The 14674-nt window shown below is 71.6% G+C and carries 14 protein-coding genes; 6 read left to right on the plus strand and 8 right to left on the minus strand.

Annotated features, from left to right (window positions below):
- The first annotated feature begins 239 nt into the window (after nt 1-239).
- The gene (locus JIW86_RS12445; RefSeq protein ID WP_215142523.1) at nt 240-419 is read left to right on the plus strand and encodes a hypothetical protein; all 180 of its coding nucleotides are present in this window, start codon (nt 240-242) and stop codon (nt 417-419) included.
- A gap of 79 nt (nt 420-498) precedes the next feature.
- Here JIW86_RS12445 and JIW86_RS12450 read toward each other — a convergent pair whose 3' ends face one another.
- Nucleotides 499-1302, minus strand: coding sequence for an inositol monophosphatase family protein (locus tag JIW86_RS12450; protein ID WP_416237554.1), 804 nt, complete (start codon nt 1300-1302; stop codon nt 499-501).
- 12 nt (nt 1303-1314) lie between these two features.
- A complete protein-coding gene (locus JIW86_RS12455) occupies nt 1315-2481 on the minus strand; it encodes a ferrochelatase (RefSeq protein WP_257553816.1) in 1167 nt (388 codons plus the stop codon).
- 172 nt (nt 2482-2653) lie between these two features.
- On the opposite strand from JIW86_RS12455, the gene JIW86_RS12460 reads away from it, so the two are divergent.
- Together JIW86_RS12460 and JIW86_RS12465 are read left to right on the plus strand one after the other, a co-directional pair.
- The gene (locus tag JIW86_RS12460) at nt 2654-3907 is read left to right on the plus strand and encodes an MFS transporter (protein WP_257553817.1); all 1254 of its coding nucleotides are present in this window, start codon (nt 2654-2656) and stop codon (nt 3905-3907) included.
- A complete protein-coding gene (locus tag JIW86_RS12465; protein WP_257553818.1) occupies nt 3861-5186 on the plus strand; it encodes a D-arabinono-1,4-lactone oxidase in 1326 nt (441 codons plus the stop codon). The genes JIW86_RS12460 and JIW86_RS12465 overlap by 47 nt, the downstream gene beginning before the upstream one ends.
- A 32-nt stretch (nt 5187-5218) precedes the next feature.
- Here JIW86_RS12465 and JIW86_RS12470 read toward each other — a convergent pair whose 3' ends face one another.
- Nucleotides 5219-5947: a hypothetical protein gene (locus JIW86_RS12470; protein ID WP_257553819.1), complete on the minus strand. Its 729-nt coding sequence runs from the start codon at nt 5945-5947 to the stop codon at nt 5219-5221.
- A 528-nt stretch (nt 5948-6475) separates the two neighbouring features.
- Between JIW86_RS12470 and sepH the strand changes: the two genes are divergently transcribed.
- A complete protein-coding gene (sepH, locus tag JIW86_RS12475) occupies nt 6476-7492 on the plus strand; it encodes a septation protein SepH (RefSeq protein WP_215142532.1) in 1017 nt (338 codons plus the stop codon).
- Nucleotides 7493-7568: 76 nt separating this feature from the next.
- On the opposite strand, the gene JIW86_RS12480 is transcribed toward sepH, so the two are convergent.
- On the minus strand, nt 7569-8414 hold the full coding sequence (locus JIW86_RS12480) for a sulfurtransferase (protein WP_257553820.1): 846 nt from the start codon (nt 8412-8414) through the stop codon (nt 7569-7571).
- Nucleotides 8415-8588: 174 nt separating this feature from the next.
- On the opposite strand from JIW86_RS12480, the gene JIW86_RS12485 reads away from it, so the two are divergent.
- Nucleotides 8589-9386: a VOC family protein gene (locus tag JIW86_RS12485; RefSeq protein WP_215142536.1), complete on the plus strand. Its 798-nt coding sequence runs from the start codon at nt 8589-8591 to the stop codon at nt 9384-9386.
- On the opposite strand, the gene JIW86_RS12490 is transcribed toward JIW86_RS12485, so the two are convergent.
- The 3 genes from JIW86_RS12490 to JIW86_RS12500 all read right to left on the minus strand — a co-directional run bounded on the left by JIW86_RS12490 (nt 9383) and on the right by JIW86_RS12500 (nt 11905).
- Nucleotides 9383-10336, minus strand: coding sequence for an IS481 family transposase (locus JIW86_RS12490; RefSeq protein WP_257553503.1), 954 nt, complete (start codon nt 10334-10336; stop codon nt 9383-9385). The two genes, JIW86_RS12485 and JIW86_RS12490, sit on opposite strands and share 4 nt — an antisense overlap.
- 275 nt (nt 10337-10611) lie before the next feature.
- Complete coding sequence (locus JIW86_RS12495) at nt 10612-11385, minus strand: hypothetical protein (RefSeq protein WP_257553821.1); 774 nt, start codon at nt 11383-11385, stop codon at nt 10612-10614.
- Between the two features lie 61 nt (nt 11386-11446).
- Nucleotides 11447-11905, minus strand: a complete 459-nt coding sequence (locus tag JIW86_RS12500) for a type II 3-dehydroquinate dehydratase (protein ID WP_257553822.1) — start codon at nt 11903-11905, stop codon at nt 11447-11449.
- Between the two features lie 443 nt (nt 11906-12348).
- On the opposite strand from JIW86_RS12500, the gene JIW86_RS12505 reads away from it, so the two are divergent.
- Nucleotides 12349-13644: a helix-turn-helix transcriptional regulator gene (locus JIW86_RS12505; protein WP_257553823.1), complete on the plus strand. Its 1296-nt coding sequence runs from the start codon at nt 12349-12351 to the stop codon at nt 13642-13644.
- Nucleotides 13645-13682: 38 nt separating this feature from the next.
- Here the strand turns inward: JIW86_RS12505 and JIW86_RS12510 are convergent, their stop codons facing one another.
- A complete protein-coding gene (locus JIW86_RS12510) occupies nt 13683-14546 on the minus strand; it encodes a metallophosphoesterase family protein (protein ID WP_257553824.1) in 864 nt (287 codons plus the stop codon).
- Between the last annotated feature and the right edge of the window lie 128 nt (nt 14547-14674).

Here is a 14674-nt window from a genome sequence, read left to right on the forward strand (position 1 = left end):
CCCAGCAGGGCACACGTGTGTTGCGTCGCCCATCCTGCCCGTTTCGGCCGTAAACCGGCTGTAAGGCGCCGCTCGCAGGGTGCAGCGGGGAGGGCGGCCGGGGCGGAGGTGAGGATTCCCTCGTCTTACGAGGTTTCTGCGCCCAGGGTGCCGGGGAGGACGACAGGACACCCCATCCACTCCCTGACGGCGGACTGCCACGTGCCGCCGCCGACCCACGAAGAGGGGGCGAACCCACCATGGACGCATTCACCGCGGGTCTCCTGCAGCGCATCAGGGCCACGCAGTCGGACCTCAGGCAGGCCCGCGAGGCGGGCGACGACTTCCTCGCGGAAGTGGAACAGGCGGAGCTGGAGGATCTCCAGCGCCTCGCCGCCGAACACGGTGTTCCGGTCTCGGTCTCCGTGCCTGCCTCCTGACCTGTCGGCTCCGCACGGAGTGAACCCCGGCCGCCCTCTCGGGCGACCGGGGTTCACTCATGCGCCCGTCGGCACCCGTTCAGTCGTGCCAGGCCCCCGCTTCGTCCAGCAGCGGCTGCAGCGAGGCGAACACCGCGGGCGTGGCGGCGAGGGCGAGCTCACCCGAGGCCGGTTCCCCCGGCCTGCCGCCGGTCAGGGCCCCGGCCTCCCGGGCGATCAGGTCGCCCGCCGCCAGGTCCCAGGGGTTCAGCCCGCGCTCGTAGTAGCCGTCGAGCCGCCCGGCGGCCACGTCGCACAGGTCCAGCGCCGCCGAGCCGCCCCGCCGGATGTCCCGCACCACCGGAATGATCCCCGCCACGACCTCGGCCTGGTGGGCCCGCCGGGTCTGTACGTACGCGAAGCCGGTCCCGAGCAGTGCCTGGTCCAGCGGCGCCGCCGGCCTGCAGGCGAGGCGCAGCGCACCCAGCCAGGCCCCGCCGCCGAGCACCGCGTGGTAGGTCTCCCCGCGCATCGGCGCCGCCACGACGCCCACCACGGTCTCGCCCTCGTACTCGGCCGCGATGGACACGCCCCAGCTCGGCAGCCCGTACAGGTAGTTCACGGTCCCGTCCAGCGGGTCGACGACCCACCGCACCCCGCTGGTCCCGGGGGTGTCGGCCCCTTCCTCGCCCAGCAGCCCGTCCTCGGGCCGCCGCTCGGCGAGGATGCCGGTGATCAGCTTCTCGGCCGCGATGTCCATCTCGGTCACCACGTCGATCGGGCTGCTCTTCGTCGCGGCCACCGCCAGATCGGCCGGTCTGCCGTCGCGCAGCAGTGCCCCGGCCTGCCGGGCGGCCTCGAGCCCCACGTCCAGCAGTTCGGCCTTCAGCTCATCGGAGATCACGGTCCCTCATCCCTACGCGTACGGACTGTCCGCGCCCGCGGCCGCCGGCCGGGGCGCGCGCGCCGGGCAGCAGCCCACGGCGCACAGGTCATGGCTCTGGCCGAGCGTGCCCACCCAGCACTCCCCGGCCTGTTCGCCGCGTTCCTTGGCGGCCCGCTCCAGCACGAGTTCCCGTACGGCGCCGGCGAAGGCGGGGTCGGCTCCGACGGTCGCGGAGCGCGCGACGGGCAGGCCCAGTTCGGCGGCCTTGGCGGTGGCCTCGGTGTCGAGGTCGTAGAGGACCTCCATGTGGTCGGAGACGAAGCCGATGGGCACCATGACCACGGCCGGGGCGCCCGCCTCGTGCAGGGCCTCCAGGTGGTCGCAGATGTCCGGCTCCAGCCACGGGATGTGCGGGGCGCCGCTGCGGGACTGGTAGACGAGCTGCCAGGGGCGCGTGACACCGGTCCGCCTGGCCACCTCGTCGGCGATCACCCGGGCGACGTCGAGGTGCTGCTTGACGTACGCGCCGCCCTCGCCGCCCCCGGTGTGGTCCTCGACGGGCCCGGAGGTGTCGGCGGCGGCGGTCGGGATGGAGTGGGTGGTGAAGGCCAGCCGGGCGCCCGGCCGGGTCTCCTCGGGCAGCGCGTCCAGCGCGGCGATCACCCCGTCGATCATGGGCTCCACGAAGCCGGGGTGGTTGAAGTAGTGCCGCAGCTTGTCCACGCGCGGCAGTTCCAGGCCCTCGGCGGCCAGGGTGGCCAGCGCGTCGGCGAGGTTCTCGCGGTACTGCCGGCAGCCCGAGTACGAGGCGTACGCGCTGGTCGCGAGCACCGCGATCCGGCGGCGCCCGTCGGCAGCCATCTCGCGCATCACGTCGGTCAGGTAAGGAGCCCAGTTCCGGTTGCCCCAGTAGACCGGGAGGTCCAGCCCGTGCTCGGCGAAGTCCTTGCGCAGCGCGTCCAGCAGCGCGCGGTTCTGCGCGTTGATCGGGCTGACCCCGCCGAAGCCGAAGTAGTGCTGTCCGACCTCCTTGAGCCGCTCGCGCGGGATCCCGCGCCCGCGCGTGACGTTCTCCAGGAACGGCACGACGTCGTCGGGTCCCTCGGGCCCCCCGAAGGAGAGCAGCAGGAGGGCGTCGTACGGGGCGGCGAGGCCTTCGGCCCTGGGCTGGGCGGCGGCGCGGAGCTGGTCTGACATGCGTCGAATCCTGCCACCCGGCTTCCGCGCGCGGGAATCGGCCCGGCCGGGGAGGACGCCCCCACCACAGGTAAGGTAACCCTAAGTTTCCAGGTCGGGAAGCTTCCCCGTGCGGGCGCCTCATCGGCAGTCGTAACCTGTATGGGCCGATGACGTCCCTTACGGAGGGCCCTTGCCCAGTCCCTATCGCGCCATCTTCGCGACCCCAGGCACCAAGGGGTTCAGCGCCGCCGGCCTCATAGGCCGGATCCCGATCTCCATGGTCGGGGTCGGCATCCTGACGATGATCTCCGAGATCACCGGCCGCTACGCGATGGCGAGCGCGCTCACCGGAACCCTCGCCCTGGCCGCCGCCGGGATCGGCCCGCAGGTCTCGCGGCTGGTGGACCAGTACGGCCAGCGGCGGGTCCTGCGCCCCGCCACCCTGATCTCCGTGGCCTCGGTGACCGGACTGCTGATCGCCGCCGCGAACGGGTGGCCCGACTGGACTCTCTTCGTGTTCGCCGCGATCGCCGGCTGCGTGCCGAGCGTCGGCTCGATGGTCCGCGCCCGCTGGACCGTGATCTACCAGGACTCTCCGCGCGAGCTGCACACGGCGTACTCCTTCGAGTCCGTGGTCGACGAGGTCTGCTTCATCTTCGGCCCGATCATCGCCATCGGGCTGTCCACCACCTGGTTCCCCGAGGCCGGTCCGCTGATCGCCGCCGTCTGCCTGCTGGTCGGCGTCTGGCTGCTCACCGCGCAGCGCGCCACCGAGCCCCCGCCGCACCCGCGCAGCGAGCACGGGGACCGCACCTCGGCCCTGCGCTCCCCCGGCCTCCAGGTACTGACGTTCACCTTCGTGGCGACCGGTGCGATCTTCGGCTCCATCGACGTGTCCACGCTCGCCTTCGCCGAGGAGCAGGGCCACAAGTCCTGGGCCAGCTTCATCCTGGCGATCTGGGCACTGGGGTCCTGTATCGCCGGAATCGTGTTCGGCCTGCTCCATCTCAAGGGCCGGACCGAACTCAGGTGGGTACTGGGCGTATGTGCGATGGCCGTGAGTATGATCCCCCTCCTACTGGCCGGGAACCTTCCGTTTCTGGCCGTGGCGCTCTTCGTCTCGGGCCTCGCCATCGCTCCCACGATGATCACCACGATGGCCCTGATCGAGGCGCACGTACCACGCGCGAAGCTGACCGAGGGCATGACCTGGATCAGCACCGGCCTCGCGGTCGGCGTCGCGATCGGCTCCTCCGTGACCGGACTGGTCATCGACGCGGCCGGCGCGCAGCGCGGGTACGTCGTCTCCATCGCGTCGGGGGCGGCCGCGGCGGCGGTGGCGTTCGCGGGATACCGCCGGCTGACGAAGCCGGCGCAAGGGGAGGAGCCAGCCACCGATGGGGACGGCGACAGCAGGGCAGAACAGCCAGACCGCGTGGCGTAACTGGGCGGGCAATGTCTCCGCCACGCCCGCACGCACGGTGACCCCGGCCTCGGTCGGGGAGCTCCAGGAGGAGGTCCGCCGGGCCGCCGAACAGGGCCTGCGGGTGAAGGCGGTCGGCACCGGCCACTCCTTCACCGCGGCCGCCGCGACCGACGGGGTGCTGGTACGCCCCCAGGCGCTGGCCGGGATCCACTCGATCGACCGCGCCGCGGGCACCGTCACGGTGGCGGCGGGCACGGTCCTCAAGGACCTGAACGTGGCCCTGGCCAAGGAGGGCCTGTCGCTCACGAACATGGGCGACATCATGGAGCAGACGGTCTCCGGCGCCACCAGCACGGGCACCCACGGCACCGGCCGCGACTCGGCCTCCATCGCCGCCCAGATCCGCGGCCTGGAGCTGGTCACGGCCGACGGACGGCTGCTGACGTGCTCGGAGAAGGAGCACCCCGAGGTCTTCGCGGCGGCCCGGCTCGGCATCGGGGCGCTCGGCATAGTCACCGCGATCACCTTCGCCGTGGAGCCGGTCTTCTTCCTGACCGCCCGTGAGGAGCCCATGGGCTTCGACCGGGTGACGGCCGAGTTCGACCAGCACTTCGCGGAGAACGAGCACTTCGAGTTCTACTGGTTCCCGCACACCGGCAACTGCAACACCAAGCGGAACAACCGCAGCCAGGGCCCCGCGGCCCCGCCCGGGCCGGTGAGCTCGTGGATCGAGGACGAGCTGCTGTCCAACGGCATCTTCCAGGTGGTCAACTCGCTGGGCCGCGCGGTCCCGGCCACCATCCCCGCCATCGCCCGCGTCGCCAGCCGCGCCCTGTCGGCGCGCGCCTACACGGACATCCCGTACAAGGTGTTCACCAGTCCGCGCCGGGTCCGGTTCGTGGAGATGGAGTACGCACTCCCGCGCGAGCGGGTGGTCGAGGCGCTGCGGGAGCTCCGGGCGATGGTCGACCGCTCCGGGCTGCGCGTCAGTTTCCCGGTGGAGGTGCGGACGGCTCCGGCGGACGACATCACGCTGTCCACCGCCTCGGGCCGCGAGACGGCGTACATCGCGGTGCACATGTACCGGGGCACGCCGTACCAGGCCTACTTCACGGCGGCCGAGCGCATCTTCACCGCGCACGGCGGCCGGCCGCACTGGGGCAAGGTGCACACGCGGGACGCGGAGTACCTCGCCGGGGTCTACCCGCGGTTCGCCGAGTTCACCGCGCTGCGCGACCGGCTGGACCCGGACCGGGTGTTCGGCAACGACTACCTGCGGCGCGTCCTGGGCGACTGACCTCGGCCGGGCCGGACCGGGCCCGACCGGGCTCAGGGGGCGCTCCGCTGCTGCCCGGACGGCGCCGACGCGTCCGGGCTCGGGGTCGGCGTGGGCGGCGTCGGCGTCGGCGTGGGCTTCGGAGGGGACGGGCTGGGCACCGGGTCCCCGGAGTCCGAGGGGCCCGGGGCGGAGCTCGGGCTCCGGCCGCCGCCGCTGTGCGAGCCCGAGGGGGCCGGGCTGGTCCCGGATCCCGGGGTCCTGCCGTCCTTCTCGCCGCCGCCCGGCTGCTCCTGGGGCCTGGAGGGCTGGTGGTCGGACGCCTTGCGGGTGCCTCCGGAGAGGATGGTGCCGCCGTCCGCGCTGACCGAGGTGCCGGCGATCGCCTCGTAGCTCCCGAGGACACCCAGGGAGATGGCGAAGACGGCGCCGGCGGCCACCGCCGTGCGCTTCCAGCCCCGCACCCGGGTGCCGTGCACGGTGGCCTCGCCGAACTCCCCGCAGGGCCCGGGCCCGCCGGGCAGCGGTACCTGGCGGGCCCTGGGACGGGCGGTCTCGCGCAACTGATCGCCGGTGCGCCGGAAGAAGTGCTGGATGACGGGACCGCCGGCGGCGGCGACGACGCTGACCACACCGGCGCCGAGGATGGTCCCGTAGACCCCCATCTTCGAGGCGAGGAGGGCCGCCGCGACGGTCGCGAGCGAGCTGCCGGCCACCTGAGCGGCGCTCAGGTCGAGCTTCTTCTTCTCCGGTTCGACGTCATGCGTCCTCTTCTGACCCATCGCCACCCCCTGTGTGTCCTGCCTCTCCCGCGCCGGAAGCCTTCAGCAGTTACTGACACCCGAGCGAAACGAATAGTTCCGTTTCTGCGGATTCTGTGAAGCAAGACACCCGGAAACGGACACGGGTGCAGATGGAGCCCGCCGGAGGGCACGCCAACTCCCGCCGTCCGGGAGAACTTCGGCGGCGCGGCGGTCCACCCAGGTGGCCCGAATGGAGTACTGTGACGAGCCCTGGGGTCGTCCTTCCTTACGGATGTCCGGACTCGGGAGAGGGGGCCGGTTGATGGAAAACGGCACTCAAAGACCGGTGATGCCGCGGTATCGCACGGGTTCCTGCTGCGCACAGTAATCGTTCGGTCACTGTGCGTGCCCAACAGGTAACCGTGCCATAACGGCGATCAAGGGCGCATGCCCGACACGCCGGTTTAACTCGGCAAGGTTGTGGCAGGCTGCACCCGGGCAGGCCACACTCGACTAGCGGAAGCAGCGACGCACGTGACGTCGGCAGGCACCACCCGGGAGGTCCCCATGCCCGAACTGCGTGTCGTGGCCGTCTCAAATGACGGCACACGACTGGTGCTCAAGGCTGGGGACAGCACGGAGTACACGCTTCCGATCGACGAGCGGCTGCGGGCTGCCGTGCGCAACGACCGCGCGCGCCTGAACCAGATCGAGATCGAGGTCGAGAGCCACCTCCGCCCCCGCGACATCCAGGCCCGCATACGGGCCGGTGCCTCCGCGGAGGAGGTCGCTCAACTCGCCGGCATCCCCGTCGACCGCGTACGCCGCTTCGAGGGCCCGGTGCTCGCCGAGCGCGCGTTCATGGCCGAGCGCGCCCGCAAGACCCCCGTGCGCCGTCCGGGCGAGAACACCGGACCCCAGCTCGGCGAGGCCGTGCAGGAGCGGCTCACCCTGCGCGGGGCCGAGAAGGAGTCCGTGCAGTGGGACTCCTGGCGCCGCGACGACGGCACCTGGGAGGTCCTCCTCGTCTACCGGGTCGCCGGTGAGCCGCACTCGGCGAGCTGGACGTACGACCCGCCGCGCCGGCTGGTCGTGGCCGTGGACGACGAGGCGCGCTCGCTGATCGGCGAGTCCGACGACCTGCCCGCCACGCCGGAACCCAGCTTCCCCTTCGTGCCGAGGATCGCGCGGCTGCCGCGCGACCGGCCGCTGGACCGCGCTCTCGACCGCCAGCTGGAGCGGCCGGTCGCCCCCCAGCCGGATCCGGAGGAGGAGCGGGACACGCTGACCAGCCTGCTGGAGGCGGTCCCGAGCTTCCGCGGCGACATGGTGGTCCCGGAGCGGACCGAACCCCCGGCGGCGGAAGCCGAGGCGGAGGAACCTCAGGCTCCGGCCGCGTCGGCGGGCGCGGGCTCCGCGTACGCCGACGTCCTGATGCCCCGCACGGTGGCCGGCCACCGCGACCGGCTGACGGGCACCACGGACCGGCAGGCCGAGGCGGACGGGGTCCGTCCCGGACGCCGTGCGGCGGTGCCCAGCTGGGACGAGATCGTCTTCGGGACGCGGCGCAAGAAGCAGGAGTAGCCGGGCCAGGGCCGACCAGGACCGGCCAGGAGGATCGCCGCCGCCCGGACGTGCCGGGCGGCGGTTCTTTTCCGGACTACTCGGGGTCCGGGCCCGTGGCCACCGGGCGGGCCGGATCCGCGGACCACTCCGACCAGCTGCCGGCGTAGAGGTCGGAGGCGATGCCCGCCACCTCCAGCGCGAGCACCTCATGGGCGCCGGACACCCCGGATCCGCAGTACACGCCGACCGGGGTGGCGCCCGAGGCGCCGAGCCCCGCGAAGCGCGCCCGCAGGGCATCGGCCGGCAGGAAACGGCCGTCCGGACCCACGTTCTCCGTGGTGGGGGCCGAGAGCGCGCCCGGGATGTGGCCGCCGACCGGGTCGATCGGCTCGACCTCCCCGCGGTACCTCTCCCCCGCACGTGCGTCCAGGAGGACCCCCGTACGCGCACGCGCGGCCGCTCCGTCCGCGTCGAGCAGCCCGACGGCTCCAGGAGTTGGCTTGAAATCGCCCTCCGTGGGGGTCACCCGGTCAGCCGACACGTCACCCCCCGCTGACGTCCACGCGGCCAGGCCGCCGTCCAGTACCCGTACGTCCTCGTGACCCGTCCAGCGCAACAGCCACCACGCCCTCGCCGCCGCCCAGCCCTGGCCGCCGTCGTACACGACCACCGGCACGTCCGCCGAGACCCCGGACCTCCTCATCACCGCCCCGAAGGCCTCCGGGTCCGGCAGCGGGTGCCGGCCGCCCGACCCCGCCGGACCTGCCAGTTCGCGGTCGAGGTCGACGTACACCGCGCCGGGCAGGTGCCCGGCCTCGTACGCGGGACGCTGGTCGGGGCCGCCCAGCTGCCAGCGGATGTCCAGCAGCACGGGAGGCCGGGAACCGGCCAGCTCGCTCATGAGTTCGGCGGCGCCGAGGATCGCAGTTGTCGCAGTCATACGGCCCATCTTCCACCCCGTCCGGCACCGCCGTAACAAGCGCGTCACCTGCCGGGCGCACCGATCCGGTCACTCTCTCCCGGGCCCCGAAAGAGCGGCCCGGTCGAGGCGCGCCGAGCCCCCCGGAGTGGAAGCATCAGCAGCGGCAGCGGCACGACGGAGGAGACGGTTGACATGACCGAGGCAGCGGAACCAACGCGGCGCACGCCCGGCACCCCGTGCTGGGTGAGCCTCATGGTGCACGGCCTCGGGACCACCGAGGACTTCTACGCCGACCTGTTCGGTTGGGAGTACGAACCGGGCCCCGAGCAGCTCGGCCCGTACGTCCGGGCCCTGTTGGACGGCCGCGAGGTGGCCGGCATCGGCGAGATGCCACCGGACCGCCATCTTCCGGTCGCCTGGACCACATACCTCGCCACGGACGACGCCGACGCCACGGCCGAGACGATCCGCTCGTGCGGCGGCACGGTGGCGGTGGGCCCGCTGGACGCGGGCATCGCGGGGCGGGTGGCGATCTGCTCCGACCCGCTGGGCGCGATCTTCGGTCTGTGGCAGGCGGAGAGCCACATGGGCACCCGGCTGCACGGCGCCCCGGGCACGCCGGTCTGGAACGAGCTGGTCACCCAGGACACCTCGACGGTCGGCAAGTTCTACGAGCACGTCTTCGGCCACGAGGCGCAGACGCACTCCACCGCCTCGGACGACTTCGACTACGTGACCCTCCTCCTGGAGGGCCGCCCGGTGGCCGCTGTGCACGGCGTCGGCCGCTCGCTGCCGCACGACCGGGGGCCGCACTGGATGGCGTACTTCGAGGTCGAGGACACCGACGCGGCCGCTGCCCGGGTCTCCGATCTGGGCGGACGGATCCTGGAGCCGCCCCGCGAGGGGCTCAGCGGGCGGGTGGCCACGGTCGCGGACCCGGAGGGCGCGGTCTTCACGGTCGTACGGTCGCGGTCGCGGAGGTCTGCCTAGGTGTGTTGTCCGGGCAGGTTGGTGACGCGGCTGGCGGGTGTTTGGCCTTGGATGCCGGTGTGGGGTCGGTGGTAGTTGTACCAGTCGATCCAGTCGGTGAACGCTTCCTGGCGCTGGTGATCTGAGGTGTAGGGCCGCTGGTAGGCCCATTCCTCGAGCAGGGTGCGGTGGAAGCGTTCGACCTTGCCGTTGGTCTGCGGCCGCCAGGGCCTGGTCCAGCGGGGGCTGATGCCCAGATCACTGCAGGTCTGACGCCAGGTGTTCTTGCTGTAGGCCCAGGCGTTGTCGGTCAGGACGCGTTCGACGGTGATGCCCAGGGACGCGAACCAGGCGGTGGCCCGGGCCAGGAAGGCGGCGCAGGTGGGGGCGGTCTCGTCGGGGAGGTCTTCGGTGTAGGCGAGGCGGGTGTGGTCGTCGAGGGCGGTGTGAAGGTAGGCCCAGCCCGCGCCGGTCTTGTTGCGGCGGCCCTCGGCGCGGCCGAGGGCCTGGTGGCCGCCGCCGTCGGGGATCCGGCCGAGTTTCTTGACGTCGATGTGGACGAGTTCGCCGGGCCGCTGCCGTTCGTAGCGGCGGACGGGCTCGCCGGTGGCGCGGTCCAGGGTGGCCAGTGGCGGCAGGCCGTGGCGCATCAGGATGCGGTGGGCGGTGGAGGGCGCGATCCCGCAGCGGGCGGCCAGCCGCAGGGGGCCGATGCGGTGTTCGCGCCGCAGTCGCAGGACGTGTTCCTCGACCGTGGCCGGTGTCCGGGCGGGCTGGTGGTGGGGGCGACTGGTCCGGTCACTCATTCCGGCGACGCCCAGCGTGCGGTAGCGGCCGGCCCAGCGGGCCGCGGTGGTGTGGCTGACCTGGAAACGTTCCGCTGCCCGCCGCACGGGCCAGCCGTCGTCCACGACACAACGCGCCAGGCGCAGTCGTCCGGTCTCGGTCAGCGGGGCATTACGGTGGACCACGAGGGCCTCCTCGGATCGGTGCAGATGTCGCAATCCACACCGAACCCGGAGGCCCTCACCCATTTCAAGAACCCAGCACGCGTGTCACCAACGTCCCGGGACAACACACCTAGGCCCTGTCCGGGCGATCTTCGCGGGCCCGCGCGGCCTGGCACGGCACCTCGCCGCGTTGTCACATCGCGCAAGTACGGCCAAGTACAAGCTGCGATGCTCCGCCTTGCGATGCACCGCACCAGACCACGCGGGCTGACCCACGAAGATCGCCCGGACAGGACCTAGCGCCCGAGGGCGAGGCGGACCGTGATGCCGTGACGGACGCGCAGCCGGCGCAGCTCCCACAGGGAGAGCGCGGTCACCGAGAGCGGCGGCGCCAGCAGGAACAGCACGCGTACGGCGAGCGGGGCGTTGACGGGCGCGTCGTCGAAGAGCTGCACGACGAAGAGCGACCAGACCAGCAAGGGCGAGAGCAGCGGCGGCAGCACCTCGTGGACGTCGGCGGTCCGGAAGGCGTGGTGGACGCAGAGCACCGCCGAGGCGAGCGCGAAGGGGATGAGGAAGAGTCCCGCGATCGCTCCCAGGCCGAACGCGAACGTGCCCGCGTACGGCAGCCCGTAGGACATCCCCAGGACGGTGGCCAGGAGCGCCCCGATGGCGGTGGCCGGTCCGCGCAGCCGGGCGCGGTAGAAGGCGGGACCGGGCGGCCGTGCCGACAGCACGAAGGCGGCGAGTCCGAGCGGTCCGAGCACGAGCAACAGCCCGGCGCTGATGAGCACTTCGGCGAACTTGTCCTCGACGATGCCGCCCGCACCCTCACGCAGCGGGTAGGACAGCACCAGCCAGAATCCGGCCAGCAGGCCGATGGCCGTCCGGGCGATCTGCGCGCGCCGGATGCCCTCGTCCACGATCCGGTCCGGGCGTGCGGGCCGGTGTATGCGGGACGCGAGGTCGAACGGCGCCCGGACCACCCGGACCCAGCCTGGTCTGCGGACCGGCGCCGGACCCTGCGGGTGCGCGGGCCGGTATGCGGGCGCGGGTCGGTGTGAACTCACGGCGTCGTCCCCCCATGACGAAGATGATCACCGCATCATAGGTCGAGCGGCCCTCCCGCACTCAGGCAATGGGCTTGCGCGGTGTTGCCTCGGACAGGTGCAGCAGCGCCTTGGCGGCCAGGCGGTAGCCGAAGGCTCCGAGACCGACCACCACACCGCTGGCCAGCGGGGCGATCACCGACTCGTGCCGAAACTGTTCGCGGGCCCAGACGTTGCTGAGGTGCACCTCGACCCAGGGCGGTGAATAGCTTGCCAGCGCGTCGCGCAGGCTCCATCCGGCGATCATGAGAGCGCCGGGATTGACGATCGCGCCGACAGTGGTGTCGGTGTGCTCGTGAATGGCGCGGACGAGGTCTCCTTCCGAGTCGTGCTGAATGGAGATGACTTCCCACCCCTTGACGCTCACTTCCTCGGCGACCGCCTTCTCGATGTCGGCCAGCGTGTCGGTGCCGTATATCTCCGGCTCGCGTCGCCCCAGAATTCCCAGATTGGGACCGTTCAAGAGAAGCACGACACTCAAGGGGACACCTCGTCATTCACTGCACCGGCGAGCTCTGGACCATCTCCATGCTGTCGATGCCGTCCGCGGTGCGCCATCATCAGAATTGATAGTTCGAGCGGCGCCCTCCCGCCCGCTCCGTGCCCGCCTCGGTCGAGGAACTGCCGGGTGTCCGCTCGAAACCGGCTCGGGTCGCGCTGGACGGCATCTTGCGCGCTTCCTTCGCCCCGTACGACGGAGATCCGGCAGCGCACCGGCGCGGACCGGTCCGCCGGGGTCTGCCGGACCTCCGCGAACCGCCTGGAGCCGCCCTCCAGTCGGCCAAACCCGATCACATCTCGAGGGGTTCCTGAGTCTCCGCCACCTAGTCTCTGCCGGGAACTCAGCCGGTACCCCCACAGGAACGACGCGGCGTGAATGATGGTCCCCTGACAGGAGATGTGATGCTCGATTCTCTGTTCCGCTTGGAGCTGCCGCCCGCCTTTTCCGCCATGCGGGCCTGCGGCAGCGGCTCTTGCGAGACCGTCAGACTCTCTGCGCTCTCTTTTACCGCCTGGTCGGGTGGCGAACTCGTGGAGGCAATACGCCTGGCCGAAACAGCCAGTCAGCAGCACCCTGAATGCGCCGGCCATTGTGTGGGGCCGGCGACGGTCTGGCATTCCGCCCTGCTGGTCAGAATCCGCGAGCTCGTATCCGCGGCGCGTTCGCTCGCCCGCGTGGAGGAACTGACGGTCGGCGTCAAGGACACCGACGGACTGGTGGCGGCTTCGCTGATCTGTGCCGGAGATCTCGCGCTCGCCCAGGGGGACGTCAACACCGCTGTCGCTTCAGTGGGCAGGGGCGTTCACAAGGCGCAGCAGGCCGGCCTCCACTGCCTGCTTCCCGACGCGCACACGGTGATGGCGCTCAGCGCTCTCCGGCAGGGCAACATGAGCGTGAGCCTGGAGTTCGTGGATCAGTTGCGGGACGACGCCCTTCTCGGCCGGACGACCGACAGGCCCGGTCAGTACGCGTGGGCCGCGGCTCAGCTCCTGGAGGTACAGGGCGGCGCGAAGAACGCCGCGCATTTCATCGTGGGCATCATCACGGATGACCAGCTCATCCTGGAGCTCCTGACCTCGCAGCCGGCCGCTGCCGCCTGGCTCGTCCGGGCCACGAGGGAGCTGGGCGACGAATCCCTCGCCAAGCGGGTGGCGTCCGAAGCCTCCGGCCTCGCCGCGCGCAACTTCGGGCTCCGTTCGATGGAAGCGGCGGCGATGCACGCCGGCGGGCTGCTCGAGGACCATCCTGAAAGACTCATCGCCGCGGGTGAAGCGCACCTGGATCCGTGGGCCGGTGCGTCCGCCTACGAGGACGCCGGGAATCTCCTCTCCGCACTGAGCCAGGAACGCGATCGGGCCGTCGAAACCCTCGAACGGGCGGTGGACGGGTACGCGAACTCCGGGGCTCCGCGCGATGCCCGCAGGGTCGTCAGCAAGCTCCGCTCACTCGGGGTGCGGCGTGGCCGCTATCCGCGGTACGTCGGACAGGACGGCGTGAACACCGGCTCCCTCACCGAGACCGAAGCCGCCGTGGCCGAACTGGTGAGCCATGGGTTCACCAACTCGCAGGTCGGCGAGCATCTCTTCATCTCCGGTCACACGGTGGCGTTCCACCTGAAGAAGATCTTCCGCAAGCTGAACGTGGCTTCTCGTGTGGAACTGACGCGAGCGTGGAGCCGCATCTCGGATGCGGCCGCCGAGCCCGCGTCCGCGGGCTGACGTCCGGCGGCCGGCTTCGCCGTGGCGCGGTTCCCCGATCATGCTGTCCCGGCCTCCATCGGCAGGATCCGGCGCAGCTTTCCCGGTGAACCGCCCGGACGCTTGCGCCACTCGCGGGGATATCCCACGGACACCTCTTCGAAGCGGACCCCCTCGTGGTAGGTGGTCCGCGGAATGTGGAGGTGGCCGTAGACCATGGCGGCCACGCGGAACCTGCGGTGCCAGTCGGCGGTCAGCCGGGTCCCGCACCACATGGCGAACTCCGGGTACCACAGGACGTCCGTCGGGTGCCGGTCGAGCGGGTAGTGGTTGACGAGGACGGTGGGCAGGTCGTCGGGGATCTCGGCGAGCCTGCGCTCGGTCTCGGCGACCCTGGCCCGGCACCAGGCCTCGCGGCTCGGGTAGGGGTCGGGGTGCAGCACGTACTCGTCCTGGCAGACGACTCCGGTCTCGTGCGCGTAGGCCAGCCCCTGCTCCTTGGTGGTGCAGCCCTCCGGCAAGAAGGAGTAGTCGTACAGCAGGAACAGCGGCGCCACGGCCACGGGGCCGCCCGGACCCTCCCAGATCGGGTAGGGGTCCTCGGGCGTCGTCACGCCCAGTTCGCGGCACACCTCGACCAGGTGGTCGTAGCGGGCGACACCGCGCAGGGTGACGGTGTCGCTCGGGTGGGTCCACAGCTCGTGGTTGCCGGGGACCCAGACGACCTTGCGGAAGCGGCTCGCGAAGGTCTTCAGGCACCAGCGGATGTCGTCCACGTTCTCCGCCACGTCCCCGGCCACCAGCAGCCAGTCGTCGTCCGAGTCGGGCGTCATCCGCTCGACCAGGGCGCGGTTCTCGGCGTAGTTGAGGTGGAGGTCGCTGATGGCCAGCAGCTGTCCGGCGCCGCCGGTGGTCCTGGCCATCACTCGCTCCCTTCAGCGCTCACGAGCCGTGGCGAACTGCAAGTCATACAACTCTCCTCCTGGCACTCTTCGCGTGCCGGCTGAACCCTCGCCCGAGGGCGACGACAAGTCCTCATGTCCTCAAGTCC

This window comes from Streptomyces sp. NBC_00162 (assembly GCF_024611995.1).
In the GTDB taxonomy this organism is placed as follows: Bacteria; Actinomycetota; Actinomycetes; order Streptomycetales; family Streptomycetaceae; genus Streptomyces.

What these genes read in the sequence shown, in the direction of transcription:
- JIW86_RS12445 (WP_215142523.1), top strand. Translation starts at nt 240, where the DNA reads ATGGACGCATTCACCGCGGGTCTCCTGCAGCGCATCAGGGCCACGCAG.
- JIW86_RS12455 (WP_257553816.1), bottom strand. Translation starts at nt 2,481, where the DNA reads ATGTCAGACCAGCTCCGCGCCGCCGCCCAGCCCAGGGCCGAAGGCCTC.
- JIW86_RS12465 (WP_257553818.1), top strand. Translation starts at nt 3,861, where the DNA reads ATGGGGACGGCGACAGCAGGGCAGAACAGCCAGACCGCGTGGCGTAAC.
- JIW86_RS12470 (WP_257553819.1), bottom strand. Translation starts at nt 5,947, where the DNA reads ATGGGTCAGAAGAGGACGCATGACGTCGAACCGGAGAAGAAGAAGCTC.
- sepH (WP_215142532.1), top strand. Translation starts at nt 6,476, where the DNA reads ATGCCCGAACTGCGTGTCGTGGCCGTCTCAAATGACGGCACACGACTG.
- JIW86_RS12480 (WP_257553820.1), bottom strand. Translation starts at nt 8,414, where the DNA reads ATGACTGCGACAACTGCGATCCTCGGCGCCGCCGAACTCATGAGCGAG.
- JIW86_RS12485 (WP_215142536.1), top strand. Translation starts at nt 8,589, where the DNA reads ATGACCGAGGCAGCGGAACCAACGCGGCGCACGCCCGGCACCCCGTGC.
- JIW86_RS12510 (WP_257553824.1), bottom strand. Translation starts at nt 14,546, where the DNA reads ATGGCCAGGACCACCGGCGGCGCCGGACAGCTGCTGGCCATCAGCGAC.